General features: G+C 61.1%; 21 protein-coding genes and 1 pseudogene. 11 read left to right on the forward strand and 11 right to left on the reverse strand.

Annotation, left to right across the window (positions count from 1 at the left end; all coding sequences use genetic code 11):
• Positions 1-158: 158 nt before the first annotated feature.
• The gene (locus MA884_RS22380) at positions 159-623 is read right to left on the reverse strand and encodes a glycine zipper 2TM domain-containing protein (RefSeq protein WP_047228399.1); all 465 of its coding nucleotides are present in this window, start codon (positions 621-623) and stop codon (positions 159-161) included.
• A 172-nt stretch (positions 624-795) separates the two neighbouring features.
• Here MA884_RS22380 and MA884_RS22385 point away from each other — a divergent pair, with 172 nt between their 5' ends.
• Complete coding sequence (locus tag MA884_RS22385) at positions 796-1,080, forward strand: hypothetical protein (protein ID WP_256232559.1); 285 nt, start codon at positions 796-798, stop codon at positions 1,078-1,080.
• Here the strand turns inward: MA884_RS22385 and pdxH are convergent.
• From pdxH to dinG, 4 genes are all read right to left on the reverse strand, one after another.
• Positions 1,028-1,675, reverse strand: coding sequence for a pyridoxamine 5'-phosphate oxidase (gene pdxH, locus MA884_RS22390; RefSeq protein WP_256232560.1), 648 nt, complete (start codon positions 1,673-1,675; stop codon positions 1,028-1,030). The two genes, MA884_RS22385 and pdxH, sit on opposite strands and share 53 nt — an antisense overlap.
• Positions 1,676-1,699: 24 nt before the next feature.
• A complete protein-coding gene (locus MA884_RS22395; protein ID WP_256232561.1) occupies positions 1,700-2,812 on the reverse strand; it encodes an OmpA family protein in 1,113 nt (370 codons plus the stop codon).
• A gap of 118 nt (positions 2,813-2,930) precedes the next feature.
• Entirely contained in the window at positions 2,931-4,076 is a 1,146-nt protein-coding gene (locus tag MA884_RS22400) for a serine hydrolase domain-containing protein (protein WP_256232562.1), read from the reverse strand.
• 275 nt (positions 4,077-4,351) lie between these two features.
• The gene (gene dinG / locus MA884_RS22405) at positions 4,352-6,496 is read right to left on the reverse strand and encodes an ATP-dependent DNA helicase DinG (RefSeq protein ID WP_256232563.1); all 2,145 of its coding nucleotides are present in this window, start codon (positions 6,494-6,496) and stop codon (positions 4,352-4,354) included.
• A gap of 99 nt (positions 6,497-6,595) precedes the next feature.
• Between dinG and MA884_RS22410 the strand changes: the two genes are divergently transcribed.
• Complete coding sequence (locus MA884_RS22410) at positions 6,596-7,060, forward strand: CopD family protein (protein WP_256232564.1); 465 nt, start codon at positions 6,596-6,598, stop codon at positions 7,058-7,060.
• Between the two features lie 125 nt (positions 7,061-7,185).
• Here the strand turns inward: MA884_RS22410 and MA884_RS22415 are convergent, their stop codons facing one another.
• The 4 genes from MA884_RS22415 to MA884_RS22430 all read right to left on the reverse strand — a co-directional run bounded on the left by MA884_RS22415 (position 7,186) and on the right by MA884_RS22430 (position 9,865).
• Positions 7,186-7,944 (reverse strand): collagen-like protein, encoded by a 759-nt coding sequence (locus tag MA884_RS22415; protein WP_256232565.1) that lies wholly within the window; start codon positions 7,942-7,944, stop codon positions 7,186-7,188.
• Positions 7,937-8,209, reverse strand: a complete 273-nt coding sequence (locus tag MA884_RS22420; RefSeq protein ID WP_256232566.1) for a DUF1145 domain-containing protein — start codon at positions 8,207-8,209, stop codon at positions 7,937-7,939. Before MA884_RS22420 ends, MA884_RS22415 begins: the two co-directional genes overlap by 8 nt.
• A gap of 144 nt (positions 8,210-8,353) precedes the next feature.
• The gene (locus tag MA884_RS22425) at positions 8,354-9,079 is read right to left on the reverse strand and encodes an OmpA family protein (protein WP_256232567.1); all 726 of its coding nucleotides are present in this window, start codon (positions 9,077-9,079) and stop codon (positions 8,354-8,356) included.
• A gap of 90 nt (positions 9,080-9,169) precedes the next feature.
• Positions 9,170-9,865, reverse strand: coding sequence for an OmpA family protein (locus tag MA884_RS22430; RefSeq protein ID WP_256232568.1), 696 nt, complete (start codon positions 9,863-9,865; stop codon positions 9,170-9,172).
• 194 nt (positions 9,866-10,059) lie between these two features.
• On the opposite strand from MA884_RS22430, the gene MA884_RS22435 reads away from it, so the two are divergent.
• The 4 genes from MA884_RS22435 (at position 10,060) to MA884_RS22450 (ending at position 11,811) form a co-directional block, all read left to right on the forward strand.
• A complete protein-coding gene (locus MA884_RS22435) occupies positions 10,060-10,557 on the forward strand; it encodes a DUF6231 family protein (RefSeq protein ID WP_256232569.1) in 498 nt (165 codons plus the stop codon).
• Positions 10,558-10,571: 14 nt separating this feature from the next.
• Complete coding sequence (locus tag MA884_RS22440) at positions 10,572-11,048, forward strand: YchJ family protein (RefSeq protein WP_256232570.1); 477 nt, start codon at positions 10,572-10,574, stop codon at positions 11,046-11,048.
• 68 nt (positions 11,049-11,116) lie between these two features.
• Entirely contained in the window at positions 11,117-11,602 is a 486-nt protein-coding gene (locus tag MA884_RS22445) for an LEA type 2 family protein (protein ID WP_256232571.1), read from the forward strand.
• A gap of 5 nt (positions 11,603-11,607) precedes the next feature.
• Positions 11,608-11,811 carry an SEC-C metal-binding domain-containing protein gene (locus MA884_RS22450; RefSeq protein WP_256232572.1) on the forward strand — a complete coding sequence of 68 codons (204 nt, stop codon included), beginning with the start codon at positions 11,608-11,610 and terminating at the stop codon, positions 11,809-11,811.
• Positions 11,812-12,076: 265 nt separating this feature from the next.
• Here MA884_RS22450 and MA884_RS22455 read toward each other — a convergent pair whose 3' ends face one another.
• The gene (locus tag MA884_RS22455; RefSeq protein WP_256232634.1) at positions 12,077-12,634 is read right to left on the reverse strand and encodes a cysteine hydrolase family protein; all 558 of its coding nucleotides are present in this window, start codon (positions 12,632-12,634) and stop codon (positions 12,077-12,079) included.
• A gap of 140 nt (positions 12,635-12,774) precedes the next feature.
• Here MA884_RS22455 and MA884_RS22460 point away from each other — a divergent pair.
• The 4 genes and pseudogenes from MA884_RS22460 to MA884_RS22475 all read left to right on the forward strand — a co-directional run.
• Positions 12,775-12,846 (forward strand): annotated as a pseudogene (locus tag MA884_RS22460) (thiol:disulfide oxidoreductase); the annotation flags it as partial.
• Between the two features lie 174 nt (positions 12,847-13,020).
• Positions 13,021-15,471: a penicillin acylase family protein gene (locus MA884_RS22465; RefSeq protein ID WP_256232573.1), complete on the forward strand. Its 2,451-nt coding sequence runs from the start codon at positions 13,021-13,023 to the stop codon at positions 15,469-15,471.
• A 251-nt stretch (positions 15,472-15,722) separates the two neighbouring features.
• The gene (locus tag MA884_RS22470; RefSeq protein ID WP_256232574.1) at positions 15,723-16,748 is read left to right on the forward strand and encodes a ligase-associated DNA damage response exonuclease; all 1,026 of its coding nucleotides are present in this window, start codon (positions 15,723-15,725) and stop codon (positions 16,746-16,748) included.
• A complete protein-coding gene (locus MA884_RS22475) occupies positions 16,745-18,436 on the forward strand; it encodes an ATP-dependent DNA ligase (protein ID WP_256232575.1) in 1,692 nt (563 codons plus the stop codon). The genes MA884_RS22470 and MA884_RS22475 overlap by 4 nt, the downstream gene beginning before the upstream one ends.
• Before the next feature lie 36 nt (positions 18,437-18,472).
• Here the strand turns inward: MA884_RS22475 and MA884_RS22480 are convergent, their stop codons facing one another.
• On the reverse strand, positions 18,473-20,383 hold the full coding sequence (locus tag MA884_RS22480) for a hypothetical protein (protein WP_256232576.1): 1,911 nt from the start codon (positions 20,381-20,383) through the stop codon (positions 18,473-18,475).
• A 436-nt stretch (positions 20,384-20,819) separates the two neighbouring features.
• Between MA884_RS22480 and MA884_RS22485 the strand changes: the two genes are divergently transcribed.
• Positions 20,820-21,968, forward strand: a complete 1,149-nt coding sequence (locus tag MA884_RS22485) for an acyltransferase (RefSeq protein WP_256232577.1) — start codon at positions 20,820-20,822, stop codon at positions 21,966-21,968.
• The last annotated feature ends 14 nt before the right edge of the window (positions 21,969-21,982 follow it).

Genomic DNA, 21,982 nt, shown 5'->3' on the forward strand with positions numbered 1-21,982 from the left:
ACTTTTGCGCTTCTCAAAAGTGAGCCGCTGTAAGAGCGGAACCATAAGCGGCCGTCACCGAAGAAACGGATATACACACCGCCCCCCGAAACGAAGCCATAAAAAAATCGCGCCTCCCCGTTCAGGAAAAAGCGCGATTTTCTCTTAGCGATTCCAGCTTAGTGCGATACGCGACTCGTGCCATCCACCGTGGAAATACGAACCCGCTCACCCACACGGAACACTTCATTTTCCTGAACCTGTTGCACATAGGCGCGCATGCTGCCGTCGTCTTCGCGAACGGTGATTTCCACACCCTGGGTACGGGTCAGGCCTTCTTCGGTCGCGGAGCCGATCAGGCCACCGGCCACCGCGCCGATCACGGCGGCAACGATGCTGCCACGGCCACCGCCGATGGCGCTGCCGCCCACACCACCCACCACCGCACCGGCCGCGCCGCCGATCGGGGTCTTGGTGCCTTCGATCTTGACCGGACGCAAGGCTTCAATGGTCCCCATGCGAATCGTCTGCACGCGACGCGCTTCGTCACGGGAGTAGGAGTCACCGGTCAGGCTCGACTGACAGCCAGTGAGCAACATCGCCATCGTGGAAAAGGAAGCAACCAGCAAAACAGACTTACGCATAGCATCAAACTCCAAAAGACAGGTATTCATTAAACTCCGCAGCTTGACGCCTGTCACGGCCTCGCCGGGATAAAATTGTTTTCATTCAGGTGGGATACAGGCTCGCCCGAAAAATTCACCCAAACAGTAGCGCCAATTTCCGATATCCGCGTCACTGACCTGAGGGTTTCTCATGGATTACTTCATCATAGCCGCTACCACCGTAGCCGGTTTGTACTTTCATTGGTGGCTGTACGTGCGGATCAAGCGCTGGATGGACCGCGATCTGGCGCTGTCATTGGCGGGGCAGGATGAGCTGAAAAAAACTTACATGCTGCAACAATTGGCCGACGCCCATCAGCAAGGGGTCAAGCGGCGCGACCTGCCGCAATGGCTCCAGGCCGCTGCGGCAGATTATCCCCAGGCTAAGGCGCCAGACGCTCGCGAACCCAGTTCGCCTCTTGCAGGCGGTAGTTGAGGCGATCATGCAGACGGCTCGCCCGCCCCTGCCAGAATTCGATACGCTCGGGCAGCAGACGATAGCCACCCCAATGCTCCGGGCAGTGAGGCTGGTTGTCGCTGAAGCGTTGCTCGGTGACCTTGAGCAAGTCTTCCAGCTCACCTCGCCCGGCAATCACCTGGCTCTGAGGTGAAGCCCAGGCGCCAAGACGGCTGCCCAGCGGCCGTACCTGGTAATAGGCGTCCGACTCTTGCGCCGTGACCTTCAGCACTTTGCCCTCGATACGCACCTGACGCTCCAGCGTCGGCCAGAAAAAAGTCATGGCCGCGAACGGATTCGCTGCCAGTTGCTGGCCCTTGGCACTGTCGTAATTGGTGAAGAACGTAAAGCCTTGAGCATCGAGACCCTTGAGCAGCAGGATCCGGCAGTGCGGGCGCCCCTGGGCATCCACGGTGGCCAAGGTCATGGCGTTGGCCTCCACCGGCGCCTGTTCGGTTTTCACCGCGTCGGCGAACCACTGGTGAAACAGCGCAAACGGCTCGGCCGGGGCCTGCGCCTCGGTCAGGCCGTCGCGGGTGTAGTCACGGCGCATATCAGCCAGCGTCTGGGTCATGGCGTGTCCCTTGTAGTTAGCCCATCACTGCTTGGATGCATCGGCGGCCGCGACTTTCTTGGCATCGGTAGCGGCTTTGGTCGGTTGCGGTTTCTTCGCCGCCGTCGCTTTCTTGGCCGGGGCTTTTTTGGCAGGAGCCTTGGCCGCGGCCTTTTTGACCGGCGCTTTTTTGGTGGCAACAGCCTTGGCTTTTTTAGCCGCTGGCGCGGGCGCGGGTGCCAAAGCCGCAGGCTTCACGTCCTGGACCGCCACCAACCTCACTGGCGCCGGAGCTGGCATGTTGTACTTGCTCAGCAGCGCAACCATGGTGTTTTGCGGTGTGACCATCAACTCGACACGACGATTCAAAGCGCGACCTTCAACGCTGTCATTGGCAGCACGAGGCGCAACCGAACCCATGCCACGCAGCATCAGGCGATCACGCTGCAGGCCGCTGAGACGGAAGATTGCCGCCACGGATTGGGCGCGTTCCTGGCTGAGCTTCAGGTTGACCGGCGCGGCACCCGACGTGTCAGCGTGACCGAGGATCAGCACGGCACTTTTCGGATCAGCTTCAAGAATTTTCGCCACGCGGGTAAACGGGCCGAGGCTCACCGGCAGTAGCATGGCCGGACGGTCCGGGTTGAAGGAACCGTCCACGGGTGCGGTGACCACCAGCACGTCGTCGCGGCGTTCGAGTTCGAGCTTGCTGTCCTTGATGGCCGTGCGCAATTTCGGCTCGTAGTCGTCGAGCCAGGCCTGGGTGACTTTCGGATCCGGCATCGGTACCGTCTTGGCGGTTTCCTGATCTTTGCCGCCGAATGGCCACCACCATTTACCGTTGCTTTCAGCTTCAGCCTTGGCGACGGTAACCGGCGTCTTGACGTCAGGTTTGGATTCGACTTTTTTGGCGACGCCGTCGGCGGCGTCATCGGAAGAGAACGGCCACCACCAGTGAGTGGCGCCCTCGGCCTTGGCCTGTGGCGCGACAGCAGCCGGTTTCAGGGGCGCTGCTGGCGTCGGTTCTTTGGCCGCGACCTTGTCGGAAGCGCCGAACGGCCACCAGCCATTACCGCCCTCGGCATCATTTTGTGGGGTTTGTGCGCAACCGGTGATAGCGAAGCACAGCGCCAGAGCGAAAGATTTATTCAATGACATTGGATATCCACAAAATGATGTAAAAGAAAAAACAAAGGCCATGTTCGGGCCGCATAAACAGACGGTTGGAAACTGAAAGGAACACGAGGTTCCTGTGCCCGCCGCCTTTGCTAACGTTTTATAGACAAGTGGCAAGTACCCGCGCAAGGTTCTGCGCTCGCGGATCCATCAAAACGTATGGTCCGAGGGTGTTTGTCACAAAGCCAAAAGCCACATCGTGCTCCGGGTCGGCAAAACCCATGGAGCCCCCCGCCCCAGGATGACCGAATGCCCGAGGGCTGAGGCCGTAGGTCGCGTTCGGCACATCCGGTTGGTCGAGCATGCAACCCAGGCCGAAACGGGTCTGGGTCAACAATGTCTTGTCCTCGCCGAAGCTGTGCTGGCGAGTCAGTTCGTCGAGCATTTCGCCTTCCAGCAGGCTACCGTCCAGCAGGCCGGCATAGAACCCTGCAAGGCTACGGGCGTTACCATGGCCGTTGGCCGCCGGTTGCTCCATGCGCCGCCACTCTGGCTTGTTGGTACTGGTCATGATCGAGGGCGGGTTGGTGAAAGCCCGGGTAGTCATGGCCGTGGGTTCGCGCATCGTCACTTGCAAAAGGCGCTGGGCCGCCGCATCGCCGACGTTGCCTTTGCCGCGGGCGATGTGGGCCACGCGATGAAACTCTTCATCAGCCAGGCCGACATGGAAATCCAGGCCCAACGGTTTGGCAACACGGGCCACGATGGACGCTCCCGGTCCACGACCGTCAGCCCTTCGCAACAGTTCGCCGACCAGCCAGCCGTAAGTGATCGCTGCGTAACCGTGACCGTCACCCGGCGTCCACCAGGGCGTTTCAGCGGCCAGCGCATCGACCATGGTTTGCCAGTTGTAAAGTGCTTCGGGCGCCAGCAATTCACGTAACGCCGGCAACCCGGCCTGATGGCAAAGCAACTGACGTAACGTAATGGACTGTTTGCCGGATGCCGCGAACTCAGGCCAGTAACGGGCGACAGGCGCGTCCAGTTGCAGCTTGCCTTCGGCCACCAGTTGCAGGGCGGTGACGGCGGTGAACGTCTTGGTGCAGGAAAACAGATTGGCGATGGTGTCGCTGTGCCAGGCTTCACTGCCATCCTTGTCGGCCGTGCCGGCCCACAGATCGATGACCGTGCGGCCGCCGACCTGAATGCACAACGCCGCGCCGCGCTCCTGAGGATCGTCGAACAGCGCCGCGAAGGCTTCACGCACCGCCTCGAATTGAAGCTCATAATGGCCTTGAATCTGCACCCGCAACTCCCTTGAAACAAACACTTTTTTGAAGTGACCTGCATTGTTTCAGCCATTGAGGTTTTTGGGAACCGCTGGGAGACGGTTGACCGGCCTGGCACTGGCCTTTGTGGCGAGGGAGCTTGCTCCCGCTGGGCTGCGCAGCAGCCCCATTCAGATCGCACATGATGGGCCTGGCACACCGCAGTGCCAGGTTTGGGGCTGCTTCGCAGCCCAGCGGGAGCAAGCTCCCTCGCCACAGAAGCTATCTCGCCACAGCAAAGTCATCACCCGTATCAGGAAATCTCCCGCCGAAACGGAGGCAAGGCGTTGAGGATCGCCTTGCCGTAGCGCTGGGTCACCAGTCGGCGGTCGAGCAAGGTGATGGTGCCGCGGTCTTCTTCGGTGCGCAGCAATCGACCACAGGCCTGGACCAGTTTCAGCGAGGCGTCCGGCACGGAGATCTCCATGAACGGGTTACCGCCGCGAGCTTCGATCCATTCGGCCAACGCGGCTTCCACCGGGTCATCAGGGACTGAAAACGGAATCTTGGCGATCACCACGTGCTCACAGTAAGCACCGGGCAAATCCACGCCTTCGGCAAAACTCGCCAGGCCGAACAGCACGCTGGAATCCCCGCCGTCGACGCGGGCCTTGTGCTTGTTCAGGGTTTCCTGCTTCGACAGGTTGCCCTGGATGAACACTTGCTTGCGCCAGTCACGGTCGAGGCCGTCGAATACGTCCTGCATTTGTTTGCGCGAGGAAAACAGCACCAGGGTGCCCCGCGAGCCTTCCACCAGTTCCGGCAGGTCGCGAATGATCGCCGCGGTGTGGGCCGCGGCATCCCGTGGATCAGCCTTGAGATCCGGGACCCGCAGCACGCCGGCGTCGGCATGATGGAAGGGGCTCGGAACCACGGCGGTCACGGCTTTTTTCGGCAGGCCGGCGCGCATGCGAAAGCGCTCGAACGTGCCCAGGGCAGTCAGCGTGGCGGAAGTCACCAGCGCGCCGTAGGCCACATTCCACAGGTTGCGACGCAGCATTTCCGCGGCCAGGATCGGGCTGGCATTGACTTCGATATCGAACAGCGAGCCGCTTTCGGCCAGGGTCAACCAGCGCGCCATCGGCGGGTTGTCTTCCGGGTCTTCAGCTGTAAACGCGTTCCACAACTCCCAGTTGCCCTGGGAGCGGGACAGCAAACTGCCGAACAGCGGGTACCACTCCTCGGCCTGGTTGCTGGCGATACCGATATTGACCTCGCCATCCATGCCTTCCTTGAGCAGATCGGTCAGACGGGTGAACAGGTCGGTCAGGCGGGCAAAGCCTTTCTTTAGCTCGACGCCCATCTCGCGCATGTGCTCAGGGATGACGCCGCCGACAAAGCGATGGCGAGGCCGCTCACGCCCCTCAACGTCTTCGCCGGGCTTGAAATCCGCCACTTGCTCACAGGCACTGAACATGAACTGCTGGTTCGTCTTGATCTCACGCGCAAGCTCGGGCACCTGCTCGATGAACTTGCCCAGGTCACCCGGCAGCGGGTGCTGGGCCAACAGTTTGGCAAGGTTCTTGGCAGTGGTTTCCAGCCAGTCAGCGGTGGAGCGCAGCCGGGTGTAATGGGCGAAATGGCCGATGGCCTTGTCCGGCAGGTGGTGGCCTTCATCGAATACGTAGATCGTGTCACGCGGGTCCGGCAGCACCGCGCCACCGCCCAGGGCCAGGTCGGCCAGGACCATGTCGTGGTTGGTGACGATGACATCGACCTTGCCCATGCCTTCGCGGGCCTTGTAGAAGGCACACTGGCCGAAGTTCGGGCAATGACGGTTGGTGCACTGGCTGTGATCGGTGGTCAGGCGTGACCAGTCGGCGTCTTCCAGGGCGGTGGACCAGCTGTCGCGGTCGCCGTCCCATTTATTGCCGGCCAGTTTCTCGATCATGCTGGTAAACAGCTTCTGACTGGCCTCGTCGACTTCGATCTTGAAGCCTTCTTCTTCGAACAACTGGGCCGTGGCGGTCTGCGCCTGGCCTTCCTGGAGCAACATGTCGAGCTTGGACAGGCACATGTAGCGCCCACGGCCCTTGGCCAGGGCGAAGCTGAAATTCAGCCCGCTGTTGCGCATCAGGTCGGGCAGGTCCTTGAAAACGATCTGCTCCTGCAGGGCAATCGTGGCCGTAGCGATCACCAGGCGTTTGCCGGCGGCCTTGGCGGTGGGAATCGCCGCCAGGCTGTAGGCCACGGTCTTGCCGGTACCGGTGCCGGCCTCCACCGCCACGACAGCGGGCTCGCCACTGCGCCGGCCTTCGTCATCGGTGTCGATGTCACCCAGGACTTTTGCCACTTCGGCAATCATCAGGCGCTGGCCATATCGCGGCTTGAGGCTCTTGGCTTCGAGAAAACGCGAATAGGCGCCCTGGATCGTGGTTTTGAGTTCGGTGCTGATCATGAATGGTCGGGCGCTAAAAACGCTGGATAAATTTTCAGTGGTTCGGATCGGCGGCTATCATACCCCGCTAATCAATCCTGCGCAGAACGGAGTAACTCAATGACACCCTTTGCCCTCGTCTACACCCTGCATTTACTGGCGGCCCTGGTCTGGGTCGGCGGCATGTTCTTCGCCTGGATGATCCTGCGCCCCGCCGCAATCGCGGCCCTTGAGGGCCCGGCCCGGCTCAAGTTATGGACAGAAGTGTTTCAGCGTTTTTTCGTTTGGGTCTGGGTGGCGGTGGTGCTTTTGCCGATCAGTGGCGTGGGCCTGATCCACATGCGCTTCGCCGGCTTCGAATCCGCACCACGTTATGTGCAGATCATGATGGGCTTGTATGTGGTGATGACGGCGCTGTTTATCCGCATCCAGGGATTGCAATTGCCGGCACTGCGCAAAGCCGTAGCAGCCCAGGACTGGCCGACGGGCGCGGCGGTACTGGGAAAAATCCGGCAGTTGGTGGGGGTTAATCTGTTGATCGGGTTGCTGGTGGTGGCGATTGGCGCGGCGCGGCCGATGTTCTGAACTTAGCGTATCCCGTTGTGGGAGCGAGCCTGCTCGCGATGGCAGTGCATCAAGTCAACCTTGATGTGACTGATCCGCCGTTATCGCGAGCAGGCTCGCTCCCACAGGTCTAGAGTCCAGCCTCTTTAAAAGCGCTGCACCGTCACCGCCCCCGCGGCTCCGGCTGGCCCTGGCTGACCATCGGCACCAGGGCGACCGCTTTTACCACCGTCGGCGGTATAGACGAAGCACCCCTTGGCCTTGCCACCAGCGCCGGGTTTGCCCCCGGGCCCGGCGGCGCCGCCCGCACCACCCTCCACCGCTACCTTGATCTGCTCGGCCGGATAGTCACGGGGCAGTTCGAGACGCACCTGCGCACCCGCCGCACCCGGCTGGCCATCGCTGCCATTGCTGCCGTCGGCACCGCGACCGGCCGCCCCCCACGTACAGCCCGGCGCCTGGCCGTTGGCACCGTCGAGGCCCACGTAGCCCGGTGCACCGGTTCCACCACGGGCATCCACCGACAACAATGGCGCATTCAGGGCATTGAAACGCAGATTGAGGTCACGCCCCGGTCGTGCCGCTTTGGTATAGGTTCCGGGTGCGCCCCGAGCAGTGATCTGACTGCCGTCAGCCAGTTCCCCCTCGACAACTTTTATCTGCAGTGCCTGCTTCGCAGGCACGATAGCGATCCGCGCTTCGCGCCCCAGGTGCAATTGGCCAATGGACAATTCAGTGACGTTGGAAGGCACCAGCAAGGTGCCGTAATCAGCCACGTCCAGCCGCTCCAGAGTCAGCGCGCTGGTGGTATTGGGCAGGCGCATCAACGAGTGGGTTTCGACCTGGATCACTTGGGCACTGGCCCATGGGCACACGAGTGCGACAAGCAGACACAATTTACGCATGGGTAGCCTCGGCGGCGTTCGGGAGGGTTTGCAGGTGAAAGATGCCGAACAGCAGCACTCGCAGGCGATCACGGCCTGAAGCGGGCCGGCCACGCAAGCTGGCGCGAAACAACACCAGTTCCAGCAAATGGATCACCAGCAACATCGCTGCGCCGAGATTGACCAGCAGATGCAGCGGATGAACGAACGGCATGACCAGATTGACCAGCACCACCAGCCAGAACAGCAAGGTCAACAAGCGCCCCAGCGCCCATAACAGCTTCATACATCCCCCGGTGAGTATTATTCTTTGGACGCACAGTAACGGCTTGCGCGCAGAATAAGCCAGAGGCCGGGGCAAATTTAATCTGACGCAAACCTCGGCTCACCGGATCGCCCCACTGGCGACCCGACGGCTCTGGCTCGCGGTTCAACGCTGGATATGCAGCTCAACCCGACGGTTCTGCGCCCGCCCTTCATCGGTCTCATTGTCGGCCACCGGTTCGCTTTCACCCTTGCCCTCACTGGTGAGTTTGTCCGGTGCAAGCCCCTGACTGAGCAGATACTCCACCACGCTGCTTGCGCGACGCTCGGACAGCCCCTGGTTGTAGGCATCAGTGCCGACGCTGTCGGTGTGCCCCACCACGCGGATACTGGCGACATTGGCATGACTCAATTTGCTCATCAGCCCATCGAGTTGGCTTCGCGCGTCTTGAGTGAGATCGGATTTATCGAAGTCGAACAGCACCTTGCCGGCATCGTTGAGGGTGATCACTTCAGTGGCCGGTGCCTGAGGCTCAACCGGAGGGGCGCTGGCCGGGTATTGCGGCAACGGGCAGCCGTGATGTTCAACCGGAGTATTGGCCGGCGTGTCGGGACAACGGTCACGGCGGTCGAACACGCCGTCATCGTCCTCGTCGCCATCCTGGGCGTAGCAGATCAGGCCGCCGGTCAGCAGGCCCAATGCAGCACCGCCCGCCGCCCAACCGCTGCTTTCGAGGGCCCCCAGGCCGCCGCCAACCAGACCGCCGATCAAGCTACAGACTGGCCAGGTGCGTTGATTAAGAGGGGCGCCGCCGTCGCTGTGAGTGGCACAACCTGACAACAGACTGCCCGCCAGCAGTACCGGTAAGGCGGCCTTGAGTAGAACGTTCATGGTGAATGCTCCTGTGTTACCGGCCCATACCGGTCACACAGGAGTAAAGACCCGCATCCGCGACTGTACAAGCCGCGACGCACGGGGGCTTCAGCGATTTATCTTGATTTCCGTACGACGGTTCATGGCCCGGCCATCGGCGGTGCTGTTGTCCGCCACCGGCTGGCTCTCACCGGCACCCTCCACCGAAACGAAGCTGGCACGGGGCACGCCGCTCTCGACCAGGTATTGCACCACCGAGTTGGCCCGCTGATCAGACAGGCGCTGGTTATAGGCATCGCTGCCAACGCTGTCGGTGTGGCCGGTGACACGCAGTTGCGCGGTGGACGTTTCCTGTTTCAGCCGGGTCGCAATCGTACTCAGGACCTCCCTGTCTGCAGCCGTCAGGGTGGCCTTGTCGAATTCGAAATGCACGTCACGGATCACAATGGTCTCTTCCTGGACCACCACGACTTCTTCAACCATCGGCGCCGGTGCCGGTGGCGGGCAGCCGTCGGCATCGACCTGCACGCCCTTAGGTGTGCCCGGGCACTTGTCGCGGCTGTCCGGCACGCCATCGCCATCTTCATCGCCATCGCCATGCACCCAGCAATACGCCGCTGCCATGGTGCCGACGAATAACGCACCGCCGCCAGCCCAGGAGGTGCTTTCGATGGCGCCCAATCCAGCGCCCGTCACGCCACCGACCGCCGCGCAGGTGGGCCAGTCGGTTTTCTGCAAACCTGCGCAACCAGTTAACACACCGGTCAGCAGAACCAAGGGTAACGCTGTGCGAACTATGCTCATTGGGTTTTCTCCTTGAGGGATCGGCTTTTTGCGCCGATTCAGGGGAGTAAAGACCCGACTCCGCTTCCGCGCCAGCATCACGCTATCGCGGTTTTTGCTCCATATTTGCCGTAGATCGATACGTTTAAGCACAAACCGCTCTAGGCCATGGGATCCGCGCAGGCTATCGTGGCGGCTCTGACTGAGGAACTTAGATGACCGTTGCCATTTCTTCTCGTACGCCCCAGCAAGCCCTGGCTGCCGTGCTGGACCGCTACGCCCCGCAAAAACTGCTGTTGATCGGTGCCAGCAGCTTTCCTGCACTTGAGGCGTTCCAGCAGGCGCACCCCGATACCGACGTGGTCCACGCCGCGCCAGGTTCCCTACCGGCGGACGTGGCAGCGCGGCGTTTTGACCTGGCCCTGGCGCTTGATTGCCTGGAGCATTTGCCCAAACGCGACGGTCTGAACCTGTTGGGTGGCATCCGCAATCTCAACGCCAGCCGTATCGCCGTGCTGGCGGATCTCAACGCCTGCGGCTGGCAAGAGACAGACTTCTTTTCCCTGGCCCTGCAGGCCAGCGAACGATTCCAGCGCGAGGAGCAAGTGCTGACCCTGTTTACCTACGATCTGCTTGAATACAAACAAGTCCCTGACTGGCTCAACTCACGCTTTTGGGCCAACCCGGAAAACTTTGGAAAATACTGGTGGTAGCCGTGAACACAAGCATGCACACAACCATTTGCCCGTGCGGCAGTGGCAACCCTTTGGAGGCCTGCTGCGGCCATTACCACGAAGGGCACCCGGCGCCCTGCGCCGAAGCCTTGATGCGTTCGCGTTACAGCGCCTACGTGCTGGGACTGGTGGACTATCTGGTGGCCACGACCTTGCCCGCCCAGCAGGACGGCCTGGATCGTCAATCCATCAGCGATTGGAGCGCCAAAAGCACCTGGCTGGGGCTGGAGGTGGAAAGCAGCGAAGTGTTCGGTGGCCAGCCGGAACACGCCTTTGTCACCTTCACCGCACGCTGGCACGACGGCCAGGGGGAACACAGCCACCGCGAACAGTCATCCTTCGTGCAGAACGGCGCCCGCTGGTACTTCATCGACCCGACGGTGCCGGTCAAGGCCGGACGCAACGACAGTTGCCCGTGCGGCAGTGGGTACAAATTCAAGAAATGCTGTGCCAGTTACTTCAATCGCTGATCTGGCAACCGTCTGACGCCACTCCGTTTGCCGGCGGGCTAGACGGGTCATAAACCAGAGGCACGGACATGAGCTACCCATCCCCTTTGCTGCGCATGACTTGCCTGCTGCTGTTCGTCGGGCTTGGCAGCTGTGTGTCCTGGCGAGGTGACGAGGCTCCCGAACCGCAGGTGCATCTGGTCAAGGTCGAGGTGGTGCGGGCCCGTCTGGTGGAACAGCGGTTCATGCTGCACTTTCGCGTGGACAACCCCGGCGACAGCGACCTGACCGTGCGCGGCCTGACCTACCGCATCCATCTGGGTGACCTGCTGCTGAGTGAAGGCGAGCATGAACACTGGTTCACGGTGCGCCCCAAGCGTAGCGGCTACTTCAAGGTGCCGATTCGCACCAACCTGTGGCCGCAGGTGCGCAAGCTGGTGAAAATGCTCGAGAAACCTCGCCAGCAGATCCCCTATCGCCTGGAAGGTGAGCTGGAAACCGGTTTATTCATCGCTCACTACGTGCACCTGAGGCGCAATGGCGTGATAATCGCCGCCGATTTTATTGCGGAGTAACCCCGATGACCCAGCAACCCCACGTTCATGGCCCTGACTGCAACCACGAGCATGACCATCACCACGATCATGATCACGGCCATGTCCATGGCCCGAACTGCGGCCACGCCCACCAGGAACCGGTGCGCAACACCCTGAAGGATGTCGGCCGCAACGACCCTTGCCCGTGCGGCAATGGCAAGAAATTCAAGAAGTGCCACGGGGCTTGATGGTCCGGGCGAAAATTATCTTCGCCTGTTGAATCGTCCTCGCCAGCAGGCTCGCTCCCACAGGGATTTGGGGTGCAGGGAAACCGGAACCACCACAAGACCGCTGTGGGAGCAAAGCTTGCTCGCGATGACCGAGGCACATTCAAAATTGATGCAAGCTGACCCACCGCTATCGCGAGCAAGCTTTGCTCCCACAGAAGAAGTATGGGTGGCCGGAAAATCGAAGGCTAAATAAACCATCCAAGACAGTTGCCCCCACGGTTAATCAATCGGCCTCGAGGATCTGCTTCACACTGACCACCGTCGCATACTCACCATGCAAGTTGCCCAGCGACATGGCATGCACCTCTTCAGCCGAACGGGCATGGCCGAAATAGTCAGCCTTGTCGAACGTAAAACACGCGTCTTCGGCCACCCAGGTATCGAATCCAAGATTGCCGGCCGTACGCGCCGTGGACTCCACCGAGTTGTTCGTCGCCACGCCCACGATCAGCAACTGCCCAATCCCCGCTAGACGCAGGTCTGCCTCCAGGCGCGTGCCGCAGAACGCATCCGGCACCTGCTTTTGAACCAGCCATTCTGCAGCCAGCGGCTCGAACCGCCGCTGAACCTCCACACCCGATTGCCCAGGCCAGAACACCGAATCCGGCGAGCGGGACAGGTGGTGGACATGAATCACCGGCCGTGCCGATTGTCGCCAAAAACCGAGCAACTGGAGCATGCGCTGCTCCGCATCGGGGTTGTTGCGAGGGCCTAGCCTGGGGTGGAGGATGCCTTTTTGTTGATCGATCAGAATCAGCGCTGCGTTTTCCTGTAGCTGCATGCCGGTTTTCTCGTGCGCGGTCATTGAATTTTCCACACTTGAGCATCACCTCTTCCTACAGGCAAGCCTTTCGGCAGTCAGGACGACCTCCTGCCGTCATTTTTTGTCCATCCATCACGCAGTCTTATCTGGAGCCCTCCATGATCGACCTGTATTACTGGACCACGCCCAATGGCCACAAAATCTCGTTGTTCCTCGAAGAAGCCGGTCTTCAGAGATCGAGTCGCCTGTTTCGCGAGCAAGCTTTGCTCCCACACTGCCGGTGAGCCTCACAGCAGGCTTTCATCGCCAAATCAACAAATAACCCTTGCCCCCGCTTGCGCGGCCCCCTCCTGCTCACTAACGTAGCGCCTTTATTGGTGCCCCCCTCCCGCAGGAGCTTTGCCATGGCCTCGCCAGCCTTTATTTTTTCCTTTCCCCGGCTCGGCGTTGCCGCCGCAGTGGCCAGTGTGCTCGGTCTGAGCGGTTGCCAGACCTGGAACGCTCAGGACACTGTCCCTCCGACCTCCGGTGTGCAACCGCTCAAGGGGCTGGCGCAGAACGTCTCGGTTCGGCGCAATGCCATGGGCATGCCGCTGATCGAGAGCAACAATTTCCATGACGCCCTGTTCAGCCTCGGCTACGTCCATGCCAGCGACCGCATCAACCAGATGGTGACCCTGCGCCTGCTGGCTCAGGGTCGTCTGGCGGAAATGTCCGGAGTCGAGCGACTGGACGTCGATCGCTATATGCGTGCGGTCAATCTGAAGAAAAGCGCCGACGAGCTGTACAAAGCCTCCTCGCCGCGGCTCAAACGCTTCTTCGAAGTCTATGCCCGCGGCGTCAACGCGTATTTGTTCCGTTACCGCGACAAGCTACCGCCGGATCTGGCCGCCACCGGCTACAAGCCCGAATACTGGAAACCGCAAGATTCGGCGCTGATGTTTTGCCTGCTCAATTTCAGCCAGTCGGCCAACCTGCCGGAAGAAATCGCCGCATTGGTACTGGCCCAGACGGTCACCCACGACAAGTTGGCCTGGCTGAGCCCCTCGTACCCGGATGAACAACTGCCGATGGCCGAGGCCGACAAGCTGCAGGGCATCCGGCTCAGCGGCCAGGTCCCGGGCCTGAACGAAGTCAGCAGGGCCACCGCTCAGTTGTTCGAACTGAACTTGCTGAATGTCGCGTCCTCCAGCAACTGGGCCATCGCCCCGCATCGCAGCCGCAATGGCAAGAGCCTGCTGGCCAGCGACAGCCATGGACCGTTGAGCGTGCCGTCATTGTGGGTCCCCGTGCAGATTCGCGCGCCCAAGTACCAGGCGGCCGGAGTTTCCGTGGCGGGCATCCCGATGATTCTCGCGGGGTTCAACGGCAAAGTGGCCTGGAGCATGAGCAACGTCTTGGGCGACAACCAGGACCTGTTCCTGGAAAAGATCCGCCGCCAGGGCAATGGCTTGTCCTACGAGGTCAACGGCAAATGGCAGCCGGTGATGGTGCGCAACGAAACCTACTTCATCAAGGGCCAGAGGCCGATTCGCGAGGCGGTGTTTGAGACCCGCCACGGCCCGCTGCTCAACAGCGTCCAGGGCTTGGCCATGGCCAACGGTCTTGGCCTGGCCTTGCAGACGCCGAGCTTGAGCGACGACAAAACCCTGGACGCGTTCTTCGATTTGTCCCGGGCGCAGAGTGTCGAGAAAGCCTCCGACGCCAGCCGTGAAATCCGCGCCATTGCGGTGAACATGATCTTTGCCGACGCCAGCCACATTGGCTGGCAAGTCACCGGGCGCTATCCGAACCGCCGCGAAGGCGAAGGCCTGTTGCCATCGCCCGGCTGGGAAGGTCGCTACGATTGGGATGGCTACGCCGACCCGATGCTGCACCCCTACGATCAGGATCCGGTCCAGGGCTGGCTCGGCGCCGCCAACCAGCGCATCATTCCCGACGGCTACGGCATGCAGCTGTCCAACTCCTGGGGCGCACCGGAGCGCGGCGAGCGCATGGCCGAGCTGGCCGGGGCAGGCAAGCACGACAGTCGCAGCCTGACTGCCATGCAATATGACCAGACCACGACCTTTGCCGCCAAGCTCAAGAAAGTCTTCGAAGCCCCGGGCATGGCCCAGCCGCTCAAGCAGGCGATTGAAGCGCTGCCGGTGGCCGACCGGGCCAAGGCTCGCGAGGCTTATACCCGGCTGATGGCTTTCGATGGCCGGCTCAGCCCAGGTTCCGCCGACGCAGCGATTTATGAACTGTTTCTGCAGGAAAGCATGAAGCAGATCTTCCTCGACGAACTTGGCCCGGACAGCAGCCCGGCGTGGAAAGCGCTGTTGGCCAACGGTCAGTTGTCCTACTCGGCTCAGGCCGATCACCTGCTCGGTCGCGAAGACAGCCCGTTCTGGGATGACGTGCGCACACCGCAGAAGGAAGACAAGTCCGTGATCCTGGCCCGTAGCCTGGCAGCGGCCATCACTGCTGGCGACAGCCAGTTGGGCGGTGACCACAGGACCTGGCAGTGGGGCAATCTGCATCGCTACCAATGGCAGAACAGCAGCGGCCAAATCGTGCGCGGCCCCTTACCTGCCGGCGGCGACGCCACCACGCTCAACAGCTCGGCATCGGCCTGGGGCGAGGATTTCAACACCACTCTGGCGCCAACCATGCGGTTCATCGTCGACTTCGGCCAGCCCGAACCGTTGATGATCCAGGGCGGCCCCGGCCAGTCCGGCAACCCCGCCAGCCCGAACTACATCAATGGCATTGATCCGTGGATCAAGGGCCACTATCAGAACCTGCCGTTGCAGCCGCAGAACTTTGAGCGGGCGTACGGCAAAGCGCGCTTGACCCTGGTGCCCGGTAAATAACCGGGTGCTCGCTCCCTCTGGGCAGCGTCCTGTAGGACGCTGCCGAAGGCTGCGATCTTTTGATCTTTCGCTCAGGACTCAATCGGAACGGATAAAGATCGCAGCCTCGTTGCACTCGACAGCTCCTACAGGACGCTGCCCAGGCGGAGCGTGCAGTCCAGGGCCCTCGGCTCTGGTGCGCAACACAACCCGATAGAACTTCTCCTCCCGCCCCCGCCTCTACCAGACAAGCCCATCTTCCCGGTGAATGCATGGATCTTGTCATTGCCCGCCCCGAAGGCCTGTACTGCCCGCCCGGAGATTTCTACATCGACCCCTGGCGCCCAGTGGAACGTTCAGTCATCACCCACGCCCACGGCGATCACGCCCGTGGCGGTAACCAACACTACCTGGCAGCGGCCCCCGGCGAAGGCATCCTGCGTTCGCGACTGGACCAGGACATCAATCTGCAAACCCTGGCCTACGGCGACCGTCTGCTACACCACGGCGTAACCTTGAGTTTTCACCCTGCCGGCCACGTACTGGGCTCGGCCCAGGTGCGGCTGGAATACAAAGGCGAGGTCTGGGTGGCGTCAGGGGACTACAAGGTCGAACCCGACGGCACCTGCGCGCCGTTCGAACCGGTGAAGTGTCATACGTTCATCACCGAATCCACCTTCGGCCTGCCGATCTACCGCTGGCAGCCTCAGGCGCAAATCTTCGACGAAATCAACCAGTGGTGGCGCGGCAACATTGCCGTCGGCCGGGCCAGCGTGCTGTTCTGCTATTCCTTTGGCAAAGCCCAGCGGATTCTCCACGGAATCGACGAGAGCCTGGGACCGATCCTGGCCCACGGCGCGGTAGAACCACTGAACCGGGTCTACCGCGAAGCCGGGGTCCGTCTGCCAGCGACGATCTATGCCGGCGATATCAAAAAGAACGACCCGATCATGAACCAGGCGCTGATCATCGCTCCCCCCTCTGCCGGTGGGAGCACCTGGATGCGCCGTTTCGGTGACTACAGCGACGCCTTTGCCAGCGGCTGGATGCGCCTGCGTGGCACCCGGCGGCGGCGCGGCGTGGATCGGGGTTTCGTGCTGTCCGACCACGCCGACTGGCCCGGCCTGCTCTGGGCCATCGAACAGACAGGCGCCGAGCGGGTAATGGTCACCCACGGTTCAGTGGGCGTGCTGGTGCGCCATTTGTGCGAACAAGGCCTGGATGCCCAAGGTTTCACCACCGAATACGGTGACGATGAAGAAGACTTGGACAGCGCCACTGGCGAGGACGCGTCATGAAAGCCTTCGCCCAGTTGTATGCCGAACTGGACGCCACCACCTCCAGCAATGCCAAGCTCGCCGCCATGCAGGATTACTTCACCAAGGCGCCGCCCCAGGATGCAGCGTGGGCCGTGTATTTCCTGTCCGGCGGGCGCCCGCGACAACTGGTGCCGGTCAAGACCTTGAGGGAATTGGCGGTGCAGATATCCGGTTTGTCACCGTGGCTGTTCGAAGAAAGCTATCAGGCCGTGGGTGATCTGGCTGAAACCATCTCACTGGTCCTGCCGGAATCACCTCACCGTTCCGACGAAGGCCTGGCGCTGTGGATTGAAGAGAAACTCCTGCCGCTACGCGGTGAATCGCCTGAGGCGCTGGCGGTGCAGTTGCCGGCGTTGTGGGCACAACTCGACCGAGCCAGCCTGATGCTATGCATCAAACTCATCACCGGCAGTTTTCGCGTGGGCGTGTCCAAGTTGCTGGTCACGCGCGCGCTGGCGGCCATGGCCGGGCTGGACAGCAAACGGGTAGCCCAGCGTCTGGTGGGTTATACCGACCTGTCCCATCGCCCGACCGAAGCAGGCTACCTCAAGCTCATCGCTGCCGAATCCGCTGATGAGCACGCCCAGCGCGGCGGCCAGCCTTATCCGTTCTTCCTCGCTCATGCGTTATCGCAACCCGTGGAGCAATTCGACACAACACTGGGCCCGGCCAGTGACTGGCAAGTGGAATGGAAGTGGGACGGAATCCGCTCCCAGGTGGTCAAGCGCGATGGCCATTTGTGGGTCTGGTCCCGGGGCGAAGAGCTGGTCACCGAGCGCTTCCCCGAATTGCACACCCTGGCGCAGGCGTTGCCCGACGGCACGGTGATCGATGGCGAAATAGTGGTCTGGAAAGCCTCTCAACCGGTCACCGAGGATGCGTTCGACCCGGATACACCGCTGGCACCCAAAGTCCAGCCCTTCGCCTTGCTGCAGCAGCGCATCGGTCGCAAGACCCTGGGCAAGAAAATTCTCGAGGATGCCCCGGTAGTCGTAATGGCCTATGACCTGCTGGAATGGCAGGGCGAGGATTGGCGCAGCCGTCCGCAGACCGAGCGCCGCGAACAACTGGAGACCCTGATTGCCCACTGCCGCAGCGCGGTGCTGCTGCCGTCGCCGATCGTCACTGGCGATGATTGGTTCGACCTCGCCCAGCAGCGCGAAGCGTCCCGCAGCCTCGGCGTCGAAGGCATGATGCTCAAGGCCCGCGACGCGCTGTACGGCGTGGGCCGGACCAAGGACATGGGGGTGTGGTGGAAATGGAAGATCGACCCGTTCAGTGTCGACGCGGTACTGATCTACGCTCAACGCGGGCATGGCCGCCGCGCCAGCTTGTACAGCGACTACACCTTTGCTGTCTGGGACACCCCCCCGGGCAGCCGCGAACGCGCACTGGTGCCGTTCGCCAAGGCGTATTCAGGGCTGACCGATGAACAAATGCGCCAGGTCGACAGCATCGTGCGCAAGACCACCGTGGAGAAGTTCGGCCCGGTGAGCAGTGTTACCCCCACCCTGGTTTTTGAGCTGGGCTTCGAGGGGATCGCCTTGTCCAAGCGCCACAAGAGCGGGATCGCCGTGCGCTTCCCGCGGATGCTGCGCTGGCGCCAGGACAAAAGCGTCGACGAGGCGGACACGCTGGCGACGCTTCAGGATCTGTTGAAAAGTTGACCGCCCGCCTCCCGCTGGAACCCGCTTCGGCCCGTGTCATGACGCCCTCCAAGTCAAGGCGAAAATATTCTCACCCGGTACTTCAAAACGAATGCGTCCATCCCGGCACTCGACAGGCGCATCGCGGTGACGGCTATCAGGGCCGAAAAGGATGAGGGATGGGCAGGCAGTGCCTGCGCCCTGCAGGCTGATCCGTTGCAGACGGTTGCCCTTGTTTACCCCCAGCACGCCGCGTTCGTTGCCGCGGGCCATCGCCAGGGCATCGACCTCGAACGCGCTGTTGTCCATACGCAGGACCTGATCGAGCCAGTGCGACTGGATGAATTGCTGCGCCAGGCCTACCGGTTTGAGCTCGAAGCGATCAGGTCCTGGCAGGCGGATCATGCCTTTGAGGTGGTGCGGATCGTCAGCGGCCTGGAACCAATTGAGCACGTCGAGCAAACCATCCTGGGCTGAGTTGATCGCAACCGAGGCCCACCACAGCGAGGCGAAGTGCGTCTCCTGTTCGTAGGGGCTCACGCTTGAACCACTGGAGATATTGGTCTGGTCCAGCAACAGCGCCTTGCGTGGCCGGCCATCGGCTTGCAGGCCGACGACTTCAGCAGCCCGGCGCACGGAGTCGCGGTAGACCCGCGTGGCCAGCAGGTCACGAATCATCCACTCGTGCCAAGCCAGGGCATCGATTTGCGCTGCCGATTCGTCGAGCATGCGCCGAGCCCAGTCGATGCCACGGTGCTGGGCGCCTCGGCGCGTAAACGGTCCGTTGACGAAGCGCGAGCTGGCAGGCATGGCGATACGCACGCCCGCCTCCCGCGCCCCCGGGTAGTCGAGCACCTGGCGATACATGGCGTCGAAGAAGTGCTTGTACGTCGCATAGTCGGGGTAGTTGTAGTTGGGTTCGTCGGCAAACGAGAGGTAGTGAGTGCCGCCACCCAGGGCCACGGTTGCCGCCAGCCAGGCGTTCAGGCCGGCGATGCTCTGGCTGTCGGCCTTCAGGTCGGCCTTACGTCCAGTGCCGGCCAGCAAGGTGATGTTGGTATCGATGCCGCCGCGTTCCAGATAAAAACGCCTGAAGGCATCTTCGTAATGGGGGTCAGCGGCCATGATGTCGACGGCGCTGTAGAAGCTACCCGCACGGGGCTTGAGCACGTCGAGTGCGCTGTAGCTTGCCGGCGGTGGAAGCCGGTAGGGCAAGGCCAGGCCCAGGCGCGGCGTGGGCCCCAGCACCTCGGGGTGCAGGGTCAGTTCGGTCCGACCGCTGTCCTGCCGCAGGGGCTGCAGGTGCTGCGCACGCTGGGCGAACAGGTTGGCGGTGCCGTCCAGCCAGAAGGCCGCTTTGCCTCTACCTTGCAGGCGCAGACGCCAGTCTTGATCCCTATCGCTGACGGGTAAGGCAATCTGGTCGAACTTCGGGTAGTCCTGGTAGGGCTTGAGTCTCAGTTCGACTTTTTTGCCATCGCCCAGGCGCTCGGCATTCAGAGCCCTGACGCCGCCGAAATACTTGCCTGCCAGGATCGCCTGCTCACCGGCGCGGACCTTGAAATACAACTCGACGTTGGAGGCGGCCTCGACGCTGAAGTGCACTTTCGTCGGCGCGAACAGGGCGACGGTTTTGTCGTCGTGCTCAAAGCGATAGCGCCTGAAGCTATAGCCCGGGACTTCGACGCGGTAGCTGGCGGCACTGGCGGGCAATGCCCAGCTTTGTTTGCCGCTCCCTTCGCTGGCGGGAATAAAACGCTCGTCGCGCAACTGCCCCTGCCCGTCCAGCAAGTAAATACGTTCTTCATTAGCGTCGGTTTGCCAGGCCGGCACCCAACTGATGCGCAACGTATCGTCGCGCCCCACCTGCAGATAGAGGCTGCCGTCACGAATATCGCCCCAGCGCATTGGCGCGGCCTGGGCCAGGCTGCTGAACGCCAAAGTTAATATCACGACGATGCGTTTCATAGTGTCCTTTTTACGGTCTAACTCAGATGCATTGGCGCTCTGCCATCATCGCTCTACACAGTAGTCGGTATGTAACATGCGTGAGAAAAATAGTGTGAATCGTCGATGAACGGTATTTAAAAATATTGTATCCAGGCGCCGCTTCACGCACCGCTAAAAAAACTATTGATGCCCCGCGCACTAGCAGTTTTTCTGACGCCGTAATTGCGTCATCAGGGCATTTATCACGACCAGAAAAAACCGCCTTGCTCTTTTAAAGAGCAATGCTAACGTGACATCAGACCCACCATTTATTTAAGTGTCTCCAATCGTCCAGATCCTGCGCCAGGCCCATCATGCAACAGTGACGGGGATACCGTCATGGCAGCTCCCCCAATGGCATGGCGACCGGAGTGAAATCCAAGACGTGCCATTCACACGAGTAAGGGAGCCTGACATGCGCGCAGAGAAGCGGTTTCTTTCACTGGACAGTTTCAGGGGGTTGATGGCCCTTTCAGTAATGGTCTATCACTTACGCGTCAGCGGTAGTTTTACCGAATGGTTGTTATTCCGTCACGCCGAAGTATTTGTATCTTTCTTTTTTGTATTGAGCGGTTTTGTATTGACACATGCTTATGGCCGCTCAGCACAGTTTAATTTTCGAAAGTTCTTCATAACACGGTCGTTCCGCTTGTTCCCCTTGCACCTCTTTATGCTAGGCATTTTTATACTGTTAGAGTGCGGCAGATATATGGCCGCGCAAAAAGGCATGGACTTCAACAATGCACCCTTTTCAGGAAAGTTTGCCCCTTCTGAAATCCTGCCGAATGCATTGTTGTTGCAATCCTGGACGCATTTGACTAATCCACTGTCGTTCAACTATCCGTCCTGGAGCATCAGTATCGAGTATTACACCTACATGATCTTCGCCCTGATTGTGAGCATCGCATTCGGCGTCAGGATGTGGGTATGGGTAACAACGGTGCTGGTGGCCTTGGCGCTGATGCATGCAGGCAATACCTTCTTCACCCTCGAGTCGCTGCGCGGCCTCGCCTACTTTTTCACCGGCTGCCTGGCTTACGCCGTGTATCTGAGGCTCCCCCATCCCAGCCGAGCGCAGACCTGGTTGCTGACAACGCTTGAAGTGGCGGCGGTGACAGCGGCGCTGATTTTCGTGATCAACGATTTTGCAGGCAAGCAATTGTGGGCCAGCCCGTTGTTCGGTGTCATCGTAGTGATATTCGCCTTTGATGGCGGCGCCGTGTCGCGGTTGTTGGCGGGACGTGGCTTCGGTTTTCTCGGCAAGTTGTCTTACTCAATCTACCTGACCCACGCGGCCGTTCTGTTTTGCGTAATGTCGGCGTTCATGGTGGCGAAAAAAATGCTTGGCGTTGACATTGCACCGGTGATCGACGGGACTCGGTACCTGGACCTCGGCAATGTACTGCTCAATAACCTCATCGCTGTGCTGGTAGCGGGAACGGTAGTCCTGGTGTCGATGTTCACCTACCGATATGTCGAAATGACCGGGCAATCCCTTGGTCGAGCGCTTAGCAAAACCCCCTCGCACAGCGGTCCGGTCTTGAGACCTGATACTGAAGCGTAAAAAACAGCAGAGTC

The sequence above is a fragment of the Pseudomonas sp. Q11 genome (genome assembly GCF_024494355.1).
Taxonomy (GTDB): Bacteria; Pseudomonadota; Gammaproteobacteria; order Pseudomonadales; family Pseudomonadaceae; genus Aquipseudomonas; species Aquipseudomonas hefeiensis.

Coding starts and splice junctions, on each gene's coding strand:
- MA884_RS22420 (WP_256232566.1), bottom strand. CDS start 8,209: ATGAAGCTGTTATGGGCGCTGGGGCGCTTGTTGACCTTGCTGTTCTGG.
- MA884_RS22435 (WP_256232569.1), top strand. CDS start 10,060: ATGACCGTTGCCATTTCTTCTCGTACGCCCCAGCAAGCCCTGGCTGCC.
- MA884_RS22385 (WP_256232559.1), top strand. CDS start 796: ATGGATTACTTCATCATAGCCGCTACCACCGTAGCCGGTTTGTACTTT.
- dinG (WP_256232563.1), bottom strand. CDS start 6,496: ATGATCAGCACCGAACTCAAAACCACGATCCAGGGCGCCTATTCGCGT.
- MA884_RS22480 (WP_256232576.1), bottom strand. CDS start 20,383: ATGAAACGCATCGTCGTGATATTAACTTTGGCGTTCAGCAGCCTGGCC.
- MA884_RS22380 (WP_047228399.1), bottom strand. CDS start 623: ATGCGTAAGTCTGTTTTGCTGGTTGCTTCCTTTTCCACGATGGCGATG.
- MA884_RS22485 (WP_256232577.1), top strand. CDS start 20,820: ATGCGCGCAGAGAAGCGGTTTCTTTCACTGGACAGTTTCAGGGGGTTG.
- MA884_RS22470 (WP_256232574.1), top strand. CDS start 15,723: ATGGATCTTGTCATTGCCCGCCCCGAAGGCCTGTACTGCCCGCCCGGA.
- MA884_RS22430 (WP_256232568.1), bottom strand. CDS start 9,865: ATGAGCATAGTTCGCACAGCGTTACCCTTGGTTCTGCTGACCGGTGTG.
- MA884_RS22425 (WP_256232567.1), bottom strand. CDS start 9,079: ATGAACGTTCTACTCAAGGCCGCCTTACCGGTACTGCTGGCGGGCAGT.
- MA884_RS22445 (WP_256232571.1), top strand. CDS start 11,117: ATGAGCTACCCATCCCCTTTGCTGCGCATGACTTGCCTGCTGCTGTTC.
- MA884_RS22410 (WP_256232564.1), top strand. CDS start 6,596: ATGACACCCTTTGCCCTCGTCTACACCCTGCATTTACTGGCGGCCCTG.
- MA884_RS22475 (WP_256232575.1), top strand. CDS start 16,745: ATGAAAGCCTTCGCCCAGTTGTATGCCGAACTGGACGCCACCACCTCC.
- pdxH (WP_256232560.1), bottom strand. CDS start 1,675: ATGACCCAGACGCTGGCTGATATGCGCCGTGACTACACCCGCGACGGC.
- MA884_RS22395 (WP_256232561.1), bottom strand. CDS start 2,812: ATGTCATTGAATAAATCTTTCGCTCTGGCGCTGTGCTTCGCTATCACC.
- MA884_RS22455 (WP_256232634.1), bottom strand. CDS start 12,634: ATGCAGCTACAGGAAAACGCAGCGCTGATTCTGATCGATCAACAAAAA.
- MA884_RS22465 (WP_256232573.1), top strand. CDS start 13,021: ATGGCCTCGCCAGCCTTTATTTTTTCCTTTCCCCGGCTCGGCGTTGCC.
- MA884_RS22415 (WP_256232565.1), bottom strand. CDS start 7,944: ATGCGTAAATTGTGTCTGCTTGTCGCACTCGTGTGCCCATGGGCCAGT.
- MA884_RS22440 (WP_256232570.1), top strand. CDS start 10,572: ATGCACACAACCATTTGCCCGTGCGGCAGTGGCAACCCTTTGGAGGCC.
- MA884_RS22450 (WP_256232572.1), top strand. CDS start 11,608: ATGACCCAGCAACCCCACGTTCATGGCCCTGACTGCAACCACGAGCAT.